Genomic DNA, 16,474 nt, shown 5'->3' with positions numbered 1-16,474 from the left:
GGCCGGTCGGCCGGGACGGAACACCCGTCCCGGCCGGCCCTCGTACCTCAGTCGACCTCCGCCACGGCCTGCGCGAACTGCGCCGCGTACAGCCGCGCGTACGCGCCCTTGGCCGCCAACAGCTCCTCGTGCGTGCCCTGTTCGACGATCGCGCCGGACTCCATCACCAAGATGACGTCGGCGTCGCGGATCGTGGACAGCCGGTGCGCGATCACGAAGCTGGTACGGCCGTGGCTGAGCTTGGCCATCGCCCGCTGGATCAGCACCTCGGTACGGGTGTCGACGGAGCTGGTCGCCTCGTCCAGTACCAGGATCGTCGGATCGGACAGGAACGCCCGCGCGATGGTGATGAGTTGTTTCTCACCCGCGCTGACCCCCGCGCCCTCGTCGTCGATCACCGTGTCGTAGCCCTCGGGCAGCGTGCGGATGAAGCGGTCCGCGTGCGCGGCGCGCGCCGCCTCCTCGATCTGCTCGGCGGTCGCCCCCTCGCTGCCGTAGCCGATGTTCTCCGCGATCGTGCCGCCGAACAGCCAGGTGTCCTGGAGGACCATGCCGATCGAGGAGCGCAGCTCCTCGCGGGAGAGCGTGGCCACATCGGTGCCGTCCAGGGTGATCCGGCCGCCGGACACCTCGTAGAACCGCATCAGCAGATTGACCAGCGTGGTCTTGCCCGCGCCGGTCGGGCCGACGATCGCGACGGTGTGGCCCGGCTCCACCTTCAGCGACAGGTGGTCGATCAGCGGCTTGTCCGGGTCGTAGCGGAAGCTCACGTCCTCCAGCGCTACCCGGCCCCGCACCGGCACCCGGGGGACGTCCCGCTTCGCCGGCTCCGCCGACTGCTCCTCGGCGTCGAGGAGTTCGAAGACCCGCTCGGCCGACGCGATGCCGGACTGGATCAGGTTCGACATGCTCGCCACCTGCGTCAGCGGCTGGCTGAACTGCCGCGAGTACTGCACGAACGCCTGGACGTCACCGATGGACAGCGCGCCCGACGCGACCCGCAGGCCACCGACGACGGCCACCAGCACGTAGTTCAGATTGCCGATGAACATCATCATCGGCTGGATCGTGCCGGAGATGAACTGCGCCTTGAAGCCCGAGCGGTACAGCGCCTCGTTCTGCTCCTCGAAGGCCGCCGCCGACTCCTCCGCGCGCCCGAAGACCTTCACCAGCGAGTGGCCGGTGTACATCTCCTCGATGTGCGCGTTGAGCTTGCCGGTGGTCTTCCACTGCTGGATGAACTGCGGCTGCGCGCGCTTGCCCACCCGCGTGGCCACCAGCAGCGTCACCGGCACGGTGACCAGCGCGATCAGCGCCAGCAGCCAGGAGATCCAGAACATCATGGCCAGCACGCCCACGATGGTCAGCAGCGAGTTCACCAGCTGGCCCATGGTCTGCTGCATCGTCTGGCCGATGTTGTCGATGTCGTTGGTGGCCCGGCTCAGCACCTCGCCGCGCGGCTGCCGGTCGAAGTACGACAGCGGCAGCTTCGCCAGCTTGTCCTCGACGTCGGAGCGCATCCGGAACATCGCCCGGTTGATCACCTTGGTCGCGGTGCGCATCTGGAAGACGCTGAAGACGGCCGCGGCCACGTACACCGCGAGGACCACCAGCAGCACCTTGCCGATGGCGTCGAAGTCCATGCCCTGGCCCGGCGTGAAACCGATGCCCTTGAGCATGTCGGCGACCCGGCCGTCACCGTGCGCGCGCAGCGTGTCGAGCGCCTGCTGCTTGGTGCCGCCGGGGAACCGCCGGCCGATCACCCCGGCGAAGATCAGGTCGGTGGCGTGACCGAGGATGCGCGGCCCGGTCACCGCGAGCGCGACGCTCGCCGTGCCGAGGACCAGCACCAGGCAGAGCAGGAAACGGTCGGGACGCATCAGACCCAGCAGCCGCTTCAGCGACCCGCCGAAGTCCATCGGCTTCTCGACCGGGCCGCCGCTCATGAAGCGCGCGGGCCCGCCCATCGGCCGCGGCGGGCGCTGCGCGGCGGCGGGCTTGTGCTCGTCGTCGCTCATCAGGCGGCCTCGGCTTCCGTGAGCTGGGACAGGACGATCTCCCGGTAGGTCTCGTTGTCGGTCATCAGCTCGGTGTGCGTGCCGGTGCCGACGACCCGGCCCTCGTCCAGGACGACGATCCGGTCCGCGTCACGGATGGTGGACACCCGCTGGGCGACGATCAGCACGGTCGCGGCGGCGGTCTCGTGCAGCAGCGCACGGCGCAGCGCCGCGTCCGTCGCGTAGTCCAGCGCCGAGAAGGAGTCGTCGAAGAGGTAGATCTCCGGCTTGCGGACCAGGACCCGCGCGATGGCCAGGCGCTGCCGCTGCCCGCCGGAGACATTGCTGCCGCCCTGCGCGATGGGCGCGTCGAGCCCGCCGTCGAGCCGCTCCACGAAGTCCTTGGCCTGCGCCACCTCCAGCGCGTGCCACAGCTCCTCGTCGGTGGCGTCCGGTTTGCCGTACCGCAGGTTGGTCGCGACGGTGCCGGAGAACAGATACGGCTTCTGCGGTACGAGGCCGACGGTCTCGGCCAGCAGCGCGGGGGCCAGCTCCGCGACGTCCTCGCCGTCGACCAGCACCCGGCCGCCGGTCGCGTCGTACAGCCGCGGGATCAGGCCGAGCAGCGTCGACTTGCCGCTGCCGGTGGAGCCGATGATCGCGGTCACCTCACCGGGCCTGGCGACCAGGTCGACCCCGCGCAGGACGGCCGCCTCCGCGCCGGGGTAGGCGAACTCCACGCCGGTCAGCTCCAGGTCGCCGTGGCGGCGCAGAGTCAGCACGGGCGCGGTCGGCGGGACGACGCTGGACTCGGTGCCCAGCACCTCCTCGATGCGCTCGGCGCAGACCTCGGCGCGCGGCACCATCATGAACATGAAGGTGGCCATCATGACCGACATCAGGATCTGCATCAGATAGCTCAGGAACGCCGTCAGGGCGCCGATCTGCATCCCGCCGCTGTCGATGCGGTGCGCGCCGAACCACAGCACGGCGACGCTGGAGATGTTCACCACGCCCATCACCAGCGGGAACATCAGCGCCATCAGCTTTCCGGTGGCCAGCGACACATCGGTCAGACTGTCGTTGGCCTCGGCGAAGCGGCGCTGCTCGTAGTCGTCCTTGACGAAGGCGCGGATCACGCGGATACCGGTGATCTGCTCGCGCAGCACCCGGTTCACGGTGTCCACGCGGGTCTGCATCGTGCGGAACAGCGGGCGCATCCTGCGGATGATCAGGCTGATCACGATGCCGAGCAGCGGCACCACGGCCAGCAGCAGCGACGACAGCGGCACGTCCTGGCCGAGCGCCATGATGATGCCGCCGACGCACATGATCGGCGCGGACACCATCAGCGTGAACGTCAGCAGCACCAGCATCTGCACCTGCTGCACGTCATTGGTGGTGCGGGTGATCAGCGACGGCGCCCCGAACTGCCCGACCTCGCGGGCCGAGAAGCTCTGCACCCGGTCGAAGACCGACGCGCGGATGTCACGGCCGACCGCCATCGAGGTCCGGGCGCCGAAGAAGACCGCGCCGATCGCGCAGCAGACCTGGACGACGGTCACCCCGATCATGACGCCGCCCAGCCCCACGATGTAGCCGGTGTCGCCCTTCACCACTCCGTTGTCGATGATGTCGGCGTTGAGCGTGGGCAGGTAGAGCGTGGCTATGGTCTGCACGAGTTGGAGCAGTACCAAGAGACCGATGGGTCGCTTGTACGGGCCCAGGTGGGCCCGCAGGAGTCTGATCAGCACACTGAAACCTCGGTGTCGGCGGTACGGGCGCCGCGTACCCGGCGGGACGTACGCAGGCGGCGGAAGGCGCGTACGGAGACGCAGCGCGGGGGAGGGGACGTTGCCCCGGCCCGCCGAGCTTTGCCCGCCCTTTGCCCGTCTTGATCGGCGGAGGATCTTATCTTCCGACACCGCCGGGCCGCATGGGATTAAAGCGAGATGGGATTAAAGCGAGGCAAAGGCCCCCGGGTGAGTCTGCTCGCGCACCGCGACGTACTGCTGACGCACCGCTGACCCCACGGCCGAGTCGTCGCCCGGCTCCAGCAGTTGCGTGGCCGCCTCGGCCCACGGCGGCGGCTCGGTCTGCGACTGCGAGCCGAGCACCGCGCCCAGCGACCAGGCGGCCTGCCGCGCCGCGCCCAGCGCCGCGTACTCGGCGGCCGGCGGTACGACGACCTGCGTGCCGAACAGCGCGGGCGCGATGGCGCGCACCGCGGGCAGCTCGCCCGCCGCGCCCAGCAGGAACACCCGGCGCACCTCGACGCCCTTGTTGCGCAGCACGTCCAGCGCGTCCGTCAGCCCGCACAGCATGCCCTCGAAGGCGGCCCGCGCCAGGTGCTCCGGCTTCATCGAGTCGCGCCGCAGCCCGGCCAGCGTCCCCGCGGTGTGCGGCAGATCGGGCGTCCGCTCGCCCTCCAGATACGGCAGCAGCACCAGTCCGTACGCGCCGGGCGTGGACTGGAGCGCCAGTTCGGACAGCCCGGCCAGGTCGGTGCCCAGCAGATCGGCGGTGCCGCGCAGCGTACGGACGGCGTTGCGCACCTGCACCACCGGCAGATGGCGGCCGGTCGCGTCGGCGAAGGCGGTGACCGTACCCGTCGGGTCCTTCAGCGCCTCGTGGTGCACGGCGAAGACGGTGCCCGCCGCGCCCAGGGAGACCACCGCGTCGCCGGGGCCGAGGCCCAGGCCCAGGGCGGCGGCCATGTTGTCGCCGGTGCCCGCGGAGATCAGCAGGCCCTCGGGGGTCTGTCCCGCGGGTTCGGCGGGGGCCAGTACGTCGGGGAGCGCCACCTGGTGGCCGAGCGCCCGCTCGACCAGATCCGTGCGGTACTCGCCGGTGGCCGCGGACCAGTAGCCGGTGCCCGAGGCGTCGCCGCGGTCGGTCGTACGGCGCGCGGGCCGCCCCAGCAACTGCCACACCAGCCAGTCGTGCGGGAGCATCACCTGGGCTATGCGCGTGGCCGTCTGCGGTTCGTGCTGCGCGATCCAGCGCAGCTTCGCCACCGGATACGCGGCCTGCGGCACCGAGCCGACCGCCTCGGCCCACCCGGCCGCCCCGCCCAGCTCGTCGGTGAGGTCCACGGCCTGCGCCTGCGCCCGCTTGTCGCCGCGCAACAGGGCTGGGCGTACGGCCACCCCGCCCGCGTCCAGGGCCAGCAGCCCGTGCTGCTGCCCGGAGATGCCTATCGCCTGCACCCCTTCGAGGACGCCGTCCTTGGCCGCCTCGCCCAGCGACAGCAGCCACGCCTGCGGGTCGATCTCGGTCGGCTTCTCGCCGTCGTCCAGAGGGTGCGGCGCATGGCCCTGCCTGAGTACCGCCCCGGTCTCGCTGTCGCACACGACGACGGTCGTACCGGTGGTGGAGCTGTCTATGCCCGCGACTTTCCCCATGGACGAGATGATGCCCCACGGGGGGCGGGTACGGGGTGACAGCTGTGCATCAGGTTGCGTCAGGTGTTCGAGAAACGGGCGGGGTGCGGGCGGGATGCGGGCGGGGATGCCCTTCCTCAGGTGTTGGAGGTGCCCCAGTCGTCCTCGGGCGGCGCGCTGCGGTCGCGCAGTGCCTTCACCCGCTCGGTCACCGACTCCGGCAGCCGGTCGCCGACCTTCGCCGTCACCGTGTCCGCGGCCTTCACCGCGGCGTTCCTGCCGGTCTGCGCGGCGCTCTCCGCCGCGTTGCGCACCGCCGGGTTCTGCGCGACGCGCTGCGCGCTCTTGCGCAACTGCTCGTACCGCTCGCGCCCGGCGCGCGCGCCGAGCACATAGCCGACGACGGCTCCACTGATGAACGTCAGCCGGTAGCGCATGGGCTCCACCCTCTTTCCGTCGGACACGTCAGGCATAGGACAAGTCGGGCCAAGGTGCCGTGTGCTGCGCGCCTACCCTGTGCACCCGGGTGACAACCCTGGCGCAACTGGTTGGCGGAGCACCCCCTCACTTGCGCTAATGTATGTGTCGCAGCGAACGCGCGCCGTCCGGGGACACCCTGACGAGTGCATTCGGTGCACGCAGAGCGATCCCCTGTAGCTCAATTGGCAGAGCAGCCGGCTGTTAACCGGCAGGTTACTGGTTCGAGTCCAGTCGGGGGAGCTCGGTCCCCTGTAGCTCAATTGGCAGAGCAGCCGGCTGTTAACCGGCAGGTTACTGGTTCGAGTCCAGTCGGGGGAGCGCCGGATCAGGACCCCGTTGGGGTCCTTTTTCATGTCCCGGGGAACCAACTCCCCGCCCCCGCGAGTCCACCCAATGACGCGTCTGTGACCCGCGAGGGCGACAGATCGTATGAGCAGCTATGCTGCGGCAGACGGCGCGCGAGGCGCACCGTACGGGGCGGTAGCTCAGCCGGTTAGAGCAGCGGACTCATAATCCGTCGGTCGTGGGTTCGAGTCCCACCCGCCCCACCCTGCGCCGTGCCGCGAAGCCGGCACTTCGCGGACGGTCTCCGGGGGCGGCGATCATGGCGCCGACACCCCCGCGCGAGCATCCGTCCGAGTGGCGTCCGCGGCACGTCCTTGACGGGGCCGGGTGTGGTCGCCCTGGCGGCCTTGTGGCACAACTCGGCGGGGGACAGGGCTGATCGGCGTGAGACCGCGCGGGCGCGGCCCCGCTTTCCGCGTGCGCGGGGCGCGGGTCGCGGGTCAGGCCGGCCAGGTGCCGGTGAGCCGCCGGGTGGCGGTGGCGCCGCTCCGGCTGACCGCCGCCTTCACGACGGCGAAGATCAGCCCGTGCAGCGCGGCCGCGATCAGGACCTCCTTCCAGGCGCGCTCCTCGTCCAGCGCGTCCGGGGTGTCGTCGTCGTGCCCGACCACCTTCCACATCTGCTTGAAGGCGGCTCCGGCCAACGCGCCACTGGCCACGCTGAGCAGCAGGCCGACCGGGCGGTAGACGATCTTCGCGGCGTTCACTTGCGGCCCCTCTTCCAGCGGACGGTGAAGAACACCACGGCGGCGCCGATCGCCGCGGCGACGGCCGCGCCGGGGCGGCGCTTGACGGCGTCGGCGGCCTGCTGGGTCTTCTCGGCCAGGGGCTCGGGGGTCTTCTCGCTGACCTTGGCGGCCACCGCCGCGGTGCCCTCAGCGATCTTGGCCGACGCGGCGGCGGCCTTCTCCCGCACCGGTTCCGGCGTCTTGTCCCGGACCAGCGCGCCGACTTCGGCCGCCTTCGCCCGGGCCGAGGCCGACGCGTCTGCCGCCGTGTCCTGAGCGGTGTCCTGGGCCTCGTCCTTCGTGGTCTGGGCGCGGTCCTTCAGCTCGGCGACCTTGCTCTGGACCTTGTCCTTGACCTCGGCGGCCTTGTCCTTCGCCTGGGCGGCCTTGTCGCCGACCTCGTCCTTGATGTCGGCGGCCTTGTCCTTCGCCTGGGCGGCCTTGTCGCCGACCTCGTCCTTGATGTCGGCGGCCTTGTCCTTGGCGCGGGCCTTCACGTCGGCCTTGGCGGCCAGTTCCTCCACCGTCTCGCCGAGCTGCTCACGGGTGCTCTCCACCTGGGCGCGCAGTTCCTCGGGGGTGGACGGGTCCTTCTCGTCATGCGGGTCGATGGTCATCGCTTCGTCTTTTCCTTGATGGTGGCGACATCGGCCTTGACACCGGCGATCGCCTGCTCGGGAGCCGGCGGCGTCGCGCGGCTCACTTCCTTCTTCCCCGCCAGCGCCAGCGTGGCGGCGAGCGCCAGCAGCGCCACCGCGACGATCAGCGCCGACAGCCACACCGAGAACGTGAGGGCGAGCGCCGCGACCGCCGTGGCGGCCAGCGCCTCCAGACCGATGAAGGCCAGCAGCCCCGCACCGCCGAACAGCCCGCCGCCCATGCCGAACCGTTTGCCCTTCTGGGCCATCTCGGCCTGGGCGAGCCGCATTTCCTCGCGCACGAGCTGCGACATCTGCTGTGTCGCGCGCGACACCAGCTCACCGACCGACGGCTCGCCCGAGCCGTCCGCCGCTCCGGAGCCGTCCCCTGCCGCCCGAGTTCCGACGGGATCCATCACCACTCACCGGTCCTTCCGTCTCCTATGCGCCCGGCTACCCGGGCCGGACGGGCGCACACGCGCTTCGGCAGGCGGCCGCGTGCCGGGCACATCGGTTCGGCTCAGGCGGGGGACGTACGGGGAAGGCGCGGGCACCCTCAGGCGAAGGTGTTCTTGTAGAAGAGGCTCGCGTCGAAGCTGGGGTCGGTCGTGGTGCCGGTCTTGCCGGAGAAGCCGAAGGCGAGGCGGGGCTGGCCGTCGGCCACCCAGATCGCGCAGCCCTGCGGCTCGCGGCCCGGGATCGTCGCCCCCGCGGTGGTGTGGAAGACCTCGCCGTGCCCGCCCCCGGCGTCGTTCATGCTCACGGCGGCGAGGTAGGACGGGCCGCCCGACCTGCCGTAGAGGAGGTAGGCGTACTCGCCGTACAGGGTGACGCCCTGGAAGGCGGCGTCGTCCGGGATCTTCAGTTGGGCGTTGGTGGGCAGCGCGCGTTCGGCCTTCCTGTCGTCCTGGGAGAGCCGTCCCGCCACCGCGTCCGCCAGCGGGAAGACCACCAGCCGCCAGGGGTTGGGTGAGGTGGACTGGGTGGCGTAGCGGACCAGCAGCATGTTGTTGACCGGGTCGATCGCGGGGCGCGGCAGGCCCGCGTAGGTGTTGATGGTGGGCGTACGGTCCTGGATCGGGATCACCGACGGGTTGCCGTAGGTGAGGGTGATGCCCTCGGTGTAACGGAACCGGGTGAGCCGGTAGCCGCTGTCCTCGTACGCCCCCTTGGCGACGTTGTAGTTGTCGCCCTCGATCCACAGGTACGGCGCGGAACCGGCGCCGGTGGGTTCGACGGCCATCGAGGAGCCGTGGCCGAACTGGTGCAGCGCCATGGTGCCGAGCACGTTGCCCGCCTGGTCGGTGCGGACGATCCAGATGTCGCCGTAGTGGATGTGCGCCTTTGACGGGTCCCCGTCGTCGGAGTCGTTCTCGTTGTCCCCGGGGCGGTGCTGGGCGAAGTAGATGTGGCCGTTGACGTTGTCGTAGGCGAAGGACTGCATGGCCCAGGACGTCTCGTGCAGCGGCTTGCGCCAGGACACCTGGTCCCCGCCGCCCTCCAGCGAGAAGGGCGGGGTGACCGGCAGGTCGGCGGCGGCCGGTCCCGCGGCGGCGAGGACTCCGGCCGCGCCGAGCGCCCCGGCGGCCGTGAGGCCCGCCCCCGCGCGCAGCCCCCGGCGGCTCTCACGCTGCGCTACACGCTCTGCCCCGAACGCTGACCGGCGCTGACCGAACGCCGACCGAGGGCTGACCGGCGCTGAAAGGCGCTGACCGGGGGCGCGGAGGGGCCGGCCGCGCGTCTGCCCCGGAGTGGGATGGATTACACCCGGGGGGTCCGGGGGATGGGCTCGGCGTATACCGGGCGTTTATCGGATCGTGGATATGTTTGCGCCCATGCCCAGCACGCCTCCGGCTCCCGATTCCGCGTTCGCCGACGCGGCCGAGCTCAATGCCCGGATACGTCGGCTCAGCGCGGGTCGCACCTCGTGGACCCCGGACGAGCTGACGGAACTGGCCCGCCTCCAGGCGGAGTGGCAGCTCGCGGTGGAAGGCGAGTCGGAACAGGTCTGACCCCGGACCGCGGCGGTACGGGGCCGGACCCGTACCCGTACCCGTACGTGACGTACCCGTACGTGACTCCCTGACTACGCCGTCGCGCCGCGCTCGCCCAGCGACGACAGCAGCTGGAGCTTCTCGTAGGAGTCGGTGCCGGGGGTGGCGGTGAAGACCAGGAGGGTCTGGGACTGGGCGGGGTCCTGGAGGACCTGGCAGTGCAGGTGGAGGATGCCGACCTCGGGGTGACGGATCCGCTTGAGGTCGTCGGGGTGGCGGACGCCGATCTCGTGGGCGCTCCAGAGGGTGGCGAATTCGGGGCTCACGGCGAGCAGGGCGTCGACGAGGGCGGCGGCCCGCGAGCCGGGGCCCTGGCGGGAAAGCGTCTCGCGCAGCCCGGCGGTGAAGATCCGGCTGTGGGTGGGGTGGTCGGCCTCGGGGTAGATGCGGCGGGTGACGGGGTCGGTGAACCAGCGGTAGCCGAAGCTGCGGGCCATCCCGGTGTGCCCGGTCTCGTCGCCCAGCAGGGCGAGCGCCATCCGGGTCTGCGTCAGTGTCTCGCCGAGATCCGTCATGACCTGCGCGGGAGTGTCGTCCAGACGCCCGAGAATCCGCATCAGGCCGGGGCTGACGTGGTCGCTGCCCGATCCGCGCTCCGGGGCGCTGTGCCCCGCCATCCGGAAGAGGTGGTCGCGCTCGTCGAGCGAGAGATGCAGGCCGCGCGCGATGGCGCCCAGCATCGGCGCGGACGGCTGCGGGCCGCGGGCCTGCTCGATCCGGCCGTAGTAGTCGGTCGACATGCCGGACAGCGCGGCGACCTCCTCGCGCCGCAGCCCCCGCGTACGCCGCCGCGGCCCGCGCGGCAGCCCCACGTCCTCGGGTTGCAGCGCCTCACGCCGGGTGCGCAGGAAGTCCGCCAGCTGTTCTCGGTCCATGACCCCAGTCTCCCGCCTGTCCGGTCGCGGTCTTCCGCCTGTACGTCCCCGGTCTTCCGCCTGTCCGGTCCCGGTCTCCCGCCTGTACGTCCGCGCCCTCCCGCCCGTACGGCCACGGCTTCCCCCCGTACGTCCGCGGCTCAGCTCTCGGCGGCCACGCCGTCCGGGAAGCGCACCCCGGCCAGCTCCTCCGACACCTGCCAGACCCGCCGCGCCTCCTCCTCGCTCCGCGCCGACCGGTACAGCGGCTGCTCCACCACGGGGCCGGTCAGATGCCCGAGGCCGCCGGGACCGTAGAAGGCGCCGCCGACCGCCCCCGGCGCGGTCGCCGCGTACAGCACCGGCCGCAGCCCGTCGTCCACGGTCTGCACGAACAGCCCGAGCCTGGACTGCCAGCGGAAGGCGCGGTCCATCCAGGTCGTCCGCTTCGCGCGGCCCAGATTCGGCCCGGCCGTCTGGAGATTGGTCGAGGTCAGGCCCGGATGCGCGAGGGTGCTGGTGATGCCCCAGCCGCCCGCGACGCTGCGCCGGTGCAGTTCCAGGCCGAACATCAGCACCGCCAGCTTCGACTGGCTGTAGACTTTCATCGGCGCGTAGCCGCGCTCCGCCTGGAGGTCGTCCCAGGCCAGCGCCCCCTGGCGGGCGCCGATGCTCGACTGGGTCGCCACCCGCGCGCCGCCCGCGGCGCGCAGCAGCGGGAGCAGACGCGCGGTCAGCGCGAAATGCCCGAGGTGATTCGTCGCGAACTGCAACTCCAGGCCGTCCGCGGAGGTCTGCCGGGTCGCCGGGGTCATCACCGCCGCGTGGTTGACGAGGATGTCGACCGGCCTGCCCTCGGCGACCAGCGTCCGGCCGAGCGCGGCGACCGACTCCAGCGACGCCAGGTCCAGCTCCCGCGTCGACACCCGCGCGCCGGGCACCTCGGCCCGGATCCGCTCCACGGCCGCCGCGCCCTTCGCCGCGTTCCGCACCGGCAGCACGACCTCCGCGCCCGCCCGCGCCAGCCGCCCGCCGAGCCCCCGCCCGATCCCGTCGCTCCCGCCCGTGACGACGGCGAGTTTTCCGCTGAGATCGGGCACCGCGGTGTCCAGCGCGTTCTTACGTGTCATGACGGTTCGCTCCTGACGGTGAGTGGGGGCGGGCGATGCCGCATTCGCGGGGGCGGGCGAGCGCTTTCCAGCGGAGGGGGGAGGGGGGAGAGGAACACAAAGGGACGGCGTGCGGATACGTATCCCGTGCGGCGGGCGAGGGAACCGCCCGGTCGGAGGAGCAACCCGCCCGGCTGGAACGGGAACCCGTCGGGTCAGAGCGGGAACCCGTCGGGTCAGAGCAGGAACCCGCCCGACGCCTCGATCCGCTGTCCCGTGATCCACCCGGTCCCGTCGGACAGCACCGCGGCGATCACCCCGCCGATGTCCTCGGCGGTCCCGACCCGGCCGAGCGCTGCCTGGCCGGAGAGCGCGGCCCTGACGCCTTCGTCGTCCCGCATGAAGCCCCCGCCGAAGTCGGTGCCGGTGGGGCCGGGCGCGACGGCGTTCACGGTGATGCCGCGCGGACCCAACTCCTTGGCCAGATAGCGGGTGAACACCTCCACGGCGCCCTTCATCGACGCGTACGCCGACAGTCCCTCGCTGGTGAAGCGGGTCAGCCCGGTGGAGAGGTTGACGATCCGGCCGCCGTCGGCGAGCAGCGGGACCAGCCGCTGGGTGAGGAAGTACACGCCCTTGAAGTGGACGTTCAGCATCGTGTCGAAGCCCTCCTCGGGGCTTCGAGGAAGGGTTCCGTCACGGCGGAGCCCGCGTTGTTGACGAGGTAGTCGAAGTCCGACCGCCCCCAGCCCTCCTTGAGCAGCCGCCGCACCTCGTCGGCGAAGTCCGCGAATCCGGCGGTCCGCGCGGTGTCCAGGCGGAGCGCGTACGCGGTGCGGCCGAGCGCCCTCGCCTCGGCGACCACGGCCGCCGCCTCGTCCTCGTGCGACCGGAAGGTGATGATCGGATCGACGCCGTCCGCGGCGAGCCGCAGCGCGGTGGCGCGGCCGAGCCCGCGGTTGGCGCCGGTGACGATCGCGATCCTGGCCGGTGCGGCGCTGTCCGTGGTCGTGCCGGTGGTCGTGTCCGTGTGCGTGGTCATGACTCCAGCGTGGGCGGCGGCGACGGCCGGATGAAGGCCCCACTTGTCCAGGGATCGCCGATCCCACCTTGAGCGGGGAGCGGCCCGCGCGGCCCGCGCACATTCGGTGTCACCTGGTGTCACCTGGTGTCCTTTTTACCCAATACGGAACCGGAGCATAGAGACTTCGCGGGCCCCGATCCGCAGGATAGGTATGCCTAAGTCAGGCCAGGCACACCTAAGCACGGGTCCGGGAGGACGAACATCGATGTGGGACGACGCGTTTCCGAGCTTCCTGATCGGACTCAGGGAAGGTCTCGAAGCCGGGCTGATCGTCTCGATCCTTGTGGCCACCCTGGTGCGCGGCGACGCCAAGTCCCGGCTCCCGCAGGTGTGGACGGGCGTCCTGGCCGCCATCGCCCTGTCGATGAGCTTCGGGGCGGTCCTCACCTTCACCGCCGCGAATCTGTCGGCGACCGCGCAGGAGGCGTTCGGCGGCACGCTCAGCGTCGTGGCCGTCGCCTTCGTCACCGCGATGGTCTTCTGGATGCGCCGCTCGGCCCGCAATCTGTCCGGTGAGATCCGGGAGAAGGTGACGGCCGCGCTCGCCATGGGCGGCGGCATGCTGATCCTCACCTCCTTCCTCGCGGTCGGCCGCGAGGGCCTGGAGACCGCGCTCTTCCTGTGGACCACCGCCCGCGCCGCGGGGGAGTCCGGCGGCCCGCTGGCCGGCGCCGCGATCGGCCTGGTGCTGGCCGCGGGGCTCTGCTGGGGCCTGTACCGGCGGGTGCTCAAGATCAATCTGAGCCGCTTCTTCACCGTGACCGGCGCCGTCCTGATCGTCATCGCCTCGGGCGTCCTCGGCTACGGCCTGCGCGACCTCCAGGAGGGCGGCGTGATCGCCGGGAAGACGGCGTACGCCTTCGACCTCAGCGCGCACATCGACGCCGGTTCCTGGTACGCCGCCCTCCTCCAGGGCGTCCTCAACCTCACCCCGGCCATGACCTGGCTCCAGGTCGCCGCCTACGTCGGCTACCTCGCGATCGTCATGACGCTGTTCGTACGCGGCCTGCGCAAGCCCGCGCCCGCGCCCGTATCCAAGAGGGCGGCCGAGGCACCGGCGTCCGAGCCGACCGCGGCGGAGACGGCGCCCGCTTCCGCACCGGACCCCGCTTCCGCACCGGCCCCCGCCCCTGTGCCCGCTGTCACGGCGGCGCCCGCCCGCACCCGCTCCCGTCCCGTATGGCTGCTCCCGGCCGCCGTCGTCGCGATCCCCGCCGTGATCGGCGGCCTGGTCGTGGCCTTCGGCGACGGCAAGCCCGCGGGAGCGCAGACCGTCGCCGTCTCGCCGACCGAGTGCGGCAAGGGCTTCAGCGCCCCCAAGCCCGGCCGCCGGACCTTCTCGATGCGCAACACCGGCGACAAGGCGTCCGAGGTCTATCTGATCAACCCCGCCACCAACGCCGTCTACGGCGAGATCGAGGGCCTGGCCCCCGGCACCACCCGCGACCTGGTCGCCACCGTCGGCAGCGGCGAATACGCCTGGCGCTGCGTGCCGACCAGCGGCAAGGCGGTCACCTCGACGTCCGTACGGGTCTCCGGCGGCAGCACCACCAAGGCCGTCCTGCCGCTGGCCGCGTCCGAACTCCAGCCGCCGCTCGCGTCGTACCGCGCCTATGTGAACACCGGGCTCGGCACGCTGGTCGGCCAGACCGGCACACTGACGGCCGACCTCGCGGCGGGCGACCTCACCGCGGCGCGCGCCGAGTGGCTCACCGCGCACGACACGTACTCCGCGCTCGGCGCCGCCTACGGGACCTTCGCCGACTTCGACGCGAGGATCAACGGCCGCAAGGACGGGCTGCCCGGCGGCGAGAAGGACCCGTCCTTCACCGGCTTCCACCGCATCGAGTACGGGCTGTGGCACGGCGAGTCCGCGGCCTCGCTCAGGCCGCTCGCCGTCCGGCTCGGCGCCGACGTGGCGGGCCTGCGCAAGGCGTTCCCCACGCAGGACTTCGACCCGTCCGACCTGCCGCTGCGCAGCCACGAGATCCTGGAGAACACCCTCCAGTTCGAGCTGACCGGCGACACCGACGAGGGCAGCGGGACGAATCTGGCGACCGCGAACGCCAACCTGGCCGGTACGAAAGAGCTGTTGGCGGTGCTGCGGCCGCTGATCACCCGGCGGGACCCGCGGCAACTGGCCCTGATCGACGCGGACATCGCCCGCCTCCAGAGGCTGCTCGACGGCGCGCACAAGGGCGCCGCCTGGACCCCGGTCGGCTCGCTCGACGCGGCGGCCCGCGCGACGATCGACGGCGCGACCGGTCAGCTCCTGGAAGACCTCGCGCCCGTCCCCGACCTGCTCGAAATCCGGAAGTCCGCATGAGGCGCGAGGACCGTACGGCGCCAGGACCCGAACAACTCCCCGAAGGGAAGCAGCAGATGCCCGCCGACTCCACCCGACCCGAAGGCCACGAGGGCTACGGGGGTGACGCGGCGGGCGGCGGCACCTGCCCGATGGGCGCGGGCCGCAGGTCCTTCGTGAAGACCGCGCTCGGCGCGGGCGCGGGCGCGGCGGCGCTGGCGGGCGGCGGCCTCGCGCTGAGCACGGCGGCCGGCGGGAGCAGCGCCCAGGCGGCCGACGCGGGTCAGCGCGGCCAGGCCGCTGCGGTGGACTTCCACGGCGCGCACCAGGCGGGCGTCATCACCCCGCAGCCCGCCGCGGCGACCTTCGTCTCGCTGAACGTCATCGCGGACACCAGGGCCGAACTCGCCGACCTGTTCAGGACGATCACCGAGCGGGCCCGCTTCCTCACCGCGGGCGGCACCCCCGACGACCTGGGCGTCGGCGCGCCGCCGTCCGACAACGGCATCCTCGGCCCGACCGTCCCCGCCGACGCGCTCACCGTCACCGTCGGCGTCGGCTCCTCGCTCTTCGACGACCGCTACGGCCTCGCGGGCGCCAAGCCGCGCCGCCTCACCCCGATGAGGACCTTCCCCAACGACAACCTCCAGGCCGCGCAGTGCCACGGCGACCTGTCGTTGCAGATCTGCGCGGGCAGCACGGACACCGTCCTGCACGCGCTGCGCGACATCGCCCGGCACACCCGCGGCGGCATGCAGATCAAGTGGCGCATGGACGGCTTCCAGAACGCGCCCCGGCCGACCGGCGCGCAGCGCAATCTGCTCGGCTTCAAGGACGGCATCGCCAACCCGGACGTCCGCTCCGGCCGGGAGATGGACCGGCTGGTGTGGGTGACGGACGCGCTCGGCGAGCCCGCGTGGGCGGCGGGCGGCAGCTACCAGGCGATCCGGATCATCCGGATGCTGGTCGAGTTCTGGGACCGGGTCTCGCTCACCGAGCAGGAGTTGATGTTCGGCCGCCGCAAGGACACCGGCGCGCCGCTGGACGGCGCGAAGGAGACCGACACCCCGCGCTACGCCAAGGACCCGCAGGGCAACGCGATCCCGCTGGACGCGCACATCAGGATGGCCAACCCGCGCACCGCCAGGACCGACGACTCCCGCATCCTGCGCCGCGGTTACAACTACGACCGGGGCGTGGACGCGGTCGGCAACCTCGACATGGGGCTGGTCTTCTGCTGCTACCAGCAGGACGTACAGCGGCAGTTCGAGGCCACCCAGACCCGGCTGATCGACGAGCCGCTGGTCGACTACATCTCCCCGGTCGGCGGCGGCTACTTCTTCGTGCTGCCCGGCGTCCGCGACACCAAGGACTGGCTCGGCCGCGGCCTGCTCTCCGCCTGAGCCTCCGCCCGACCCTCCGCCTGACATTCCGTCAGCACGCCGTCGGGCCGGGCGGATCAGGTGCCGTCCGCCTCTCCTCATCTGACGGTCCGTC

At 71.8% G+C, this 16,474-nt stretch carries 14 protein-coding genes, 3 tRNA genes and 1 pseudogene; 7 read left to right on the top strand and 11 right to left on the bottom strand.

Annotation, left to right across the window (positions count from 1 at the left end; all coding sequences use genetic code 11):
• Positions 1 to 47 precede the first annotated feature (47 nt).
• From ACIOC1_RS10540 to ACIOC1_RS10525, 4 genes are all read right to left on the bottom strand, one after another.
• The gene (locus ACIOC1_RS10540) at positions 48 to 1,967 is read right to left on the bottom strand and encodes an ABC transporter ATP-binding protein (protein WP_401853647.1); all 1,920 of its coding nucleotides are present in this window, start codon (positions 1,965 to 1,967) and stop codon (positions 48 to 50) included.
• A gap of 50 nt (positions 1,968 to 2,017) precedes the next feature.
• Positions 2,018 to 3,751, bottom strand: coding sequence for an ABC transporter ATP-binding protein (locus ACIOC1_RS10535; RefSeq protein ID WP_355344731.1), 1,734 nt, complete (start codon positions 3,749 to 3,751; stop codon positions 2,018 to 2,020).
• 204 nt (positions 3,752 to 3,955) lie between these two features.
• Positions 3,956 to 5,401 carry an FGGY family carbohydrate kinase gene (locus tag ACIOC1_RS10530; protein ID WP_355344733.1) on the bottom strand — a complete coding sequence of 482 codons (1,446 nt, stop codon included), beginning with the start codon at positions 5,399 to 5,401 and terminating at the stop codon, positions 3,956 to 3,958.
• 116 nt (positions 5,402 to 5,517) lie between these two features.
• Positions 5,518 to 5,817: a YtxH domain-containing protein gene (locus tag ACIOC1_RS10525; RefSeq protein WP_355344861.1), complete on the bottom strand. Its 300-nt coding sequence runs from the start codon at positions 5,815 to 5,817 to the stop codon at positions 5,518 to 5,520.
• A gap of 210 nt (positions 5,818 to 6,027) precedes the next feature.
• Here ACIOC1_RS10525 and ACIOC1_RS10520 point away from each other — a divergent pair.
• The 3 genes from ACIOC1_RS10520 (at position 6,028) to ACIOC1_RS10510 (ending at position 6,408) form a co-directional block, all read left to right on the top strand.
• Positions 6,028 to 6,100 (top strand) — tRNA-Asn (locus ACIOC1_RS10520).
• 5 nt (positions 6,101 to 6,105) lie between these two features.
• A tRNA-Asn gene (locus ACIOC1_RS10515) sits at positions 6,106 to 6,178 on the top strand.
• Positions 6,179 to 6,334: 156 nt separating this feature from the next.
• Positions 6,335 to 6,408, top strand: a tRNA-Ile gene (locus ACIOC1_RS10510).
• A gap of 237 nt (positions 6,409 to 6,645) precedes the next feature.
• Here ACIOC1_RS10510 and ACIOC1_RS10505 read toward each other — a convergent pair.
• The 4 genes from ACIOC1_RS10505 to ACIOC1_RS10490 form a co-directional block, all read right to left on the bottom strand.
• A complete protein-coding gene (locus ACIOC1_RS10505; protein WP_391047392.1) occupies positions 6,646 to 6,912 on the bottom strand; it encodes a DUF4235 domain-containing protein in 267 nt (88 codons plus the stop codon).
• Positions 6,909 to 7,550: a DUF3618 domain-containing protein gene (locus ACIOC1_RS10500; protein WP_401853256.1), complete on the bottom strand. Its 642-nt coding sequence runs from the start codon at positions 7,548 to 7,550 to the stop codon at positions 6,909 to 6,911. Before ACIOC1_RS10500 ends, ACIOC1_RS10505 begins: the two co-directional genes overlap by 4 nt.
• A complete protein-coding gene (locus tag ACIOC1_RS10495) occupies positions 7,547 to 7,987 on the bottom strand; it encodes a phage holin family protein (protein ID WP_355344864.1) in 441 nt (146 codons plus the stop codon). The genes ACIOC1_RS10500 and ACIOC1_RS10495 overlap by 4 nt, the downstream gene beginning before the upstream one ends.
• Before the next feature lie 140 nt (positions 7,988 to 8,127).
• Positions 8,128 to 9,054 carry a hypothetical protein gene (locus ACIOC1_RS10490; protein WP_401853254.1) on the bottom strand — a complete coding sequence of 309 codons (927 nt, stop codon included), beginning with the start codon at positions 9,052 to 9,054 and terminating at the stop codon, positions 8,128 to 8,130.
• Between ACIOC1_RS10490 and ACIOC1_RS10485 the strand changes: the two genes are divergently transcribed.
• Positions 9,031 to 9,231 carry a hypothetical protein gene (locus tag ACIOC1_RS10485; RefSeq protein WP_401853252.1) on the top strand — a complete coding sequence of 67 codons (201 nt, stop codon included), beginning with the start codon at positions 9,031 to 9,033 and terminating at the stop codon, positions 9,229 to 9,231. The genes ACIOC1_RS10490 and ACIOC1_RS10485 overlap by 24 nt on opposite strands.
• A 175-nt stretch (positions 9,232 to 9,406) precedes the next feature.
• The gene (locus ACIOC1_RS10480) at positions 9,407 to 9,583 is read left to right on the top strand and encodes a hypothetical protein (RefSeq protein WP_355344748.1); all 177 of its coding nucleotides are present in this window, start codon (positions 9,407 to 9,409) and stop codon (positions 9,581 to 9,583) included.
• A gap of 74 nt (positions 9,584 to 9,657) precedes the next feature.
• Here the strand turns inward: ACIOC1_RS10480 and ACIOC1_RS10475 are convergent, their stop codons facing one another.
• The 3 genes and pseudogenes from ACIOC1_RS10475 to ACIOC1_RS10465 form a co-directional block, all read right to left on the bottom strand.
• A complete protein-coding gene (locus ACIOC1_RS10475) occupies positions 9,658 to 10,500 on the bottom strand; it encodes a helix-turn-helix transcriptional regulator (protein ID WP_401853249.1) in 843 nt (280 codons plus the stop codon).
• 140 nt (positions 10,501 to 10,640) lie between these two features.
• Complete coding sequence (locus ACIOC1_RS10470; RefSeq protein WP_401853247.1) at positions 10,641 to 11,609, bottom strand: SDR family oxidoreductase; 969 nt, start codon at positions 11,607 to 11,609, stop codon at positions 10,641 to 10,643.
• A gap of 215 nt (positions 11,610 to 11,824) precedes the next feature.
• A pseudogene (locus tag ACIOC1_RS10465) lies at positions 11,825 to 12,630 on the bottom strand (SDR family NAD(P)-dependent oxidoreductase).
• A 247-nt stretch (positions 12,631 to 12,877) separates the two neighbouring features.
• Here ACIOC1_RS10465 and efeU point away from each other — a divergent pair.
• Positions 12,878 to 14,998, top strand: coding sequence for an iron uptake transporter permease EfeU (gene efeU, locus ACIOC1_RS10460; protein ID WP_401853245.1), 2,121 nt, complete (start codon positions 12,878 to 12,880; stop codon positions 14,996 to 14,998).
• Between the two features lie 131 nt (positions 14,999 to 15,129).
• Positions 15,130 to 16,380 carry an iron uptake transporter deferrochelatase/peroxidase subunit gene (gene efeB, locus ACIOC1_RS10455; RefSeq protein WP_401853644.1) on the top strand — a complete coding sequence of 417 codons (1,251 nt, stop codon included), beginning with the start codon at positions 15,130 to 15,132 and terminating at the stop codon, positions 16,378 to 16,380.
• Positions 16,381 to 16,474 lie beyond the last annotated feature (94 nt).

It is taken from the genome of Streptomyces sp. NPDC088197 (assembly GCF_044741185.1).
Classification (GTDB): Bacteria; Actinomycetota; Actinomycetes; order Streptomycetales; family Streptomycetaceae; genus Actinacidiphila.
This window is presented reverse-complemented; position numbering and strand designations above follow the sequence as displayed.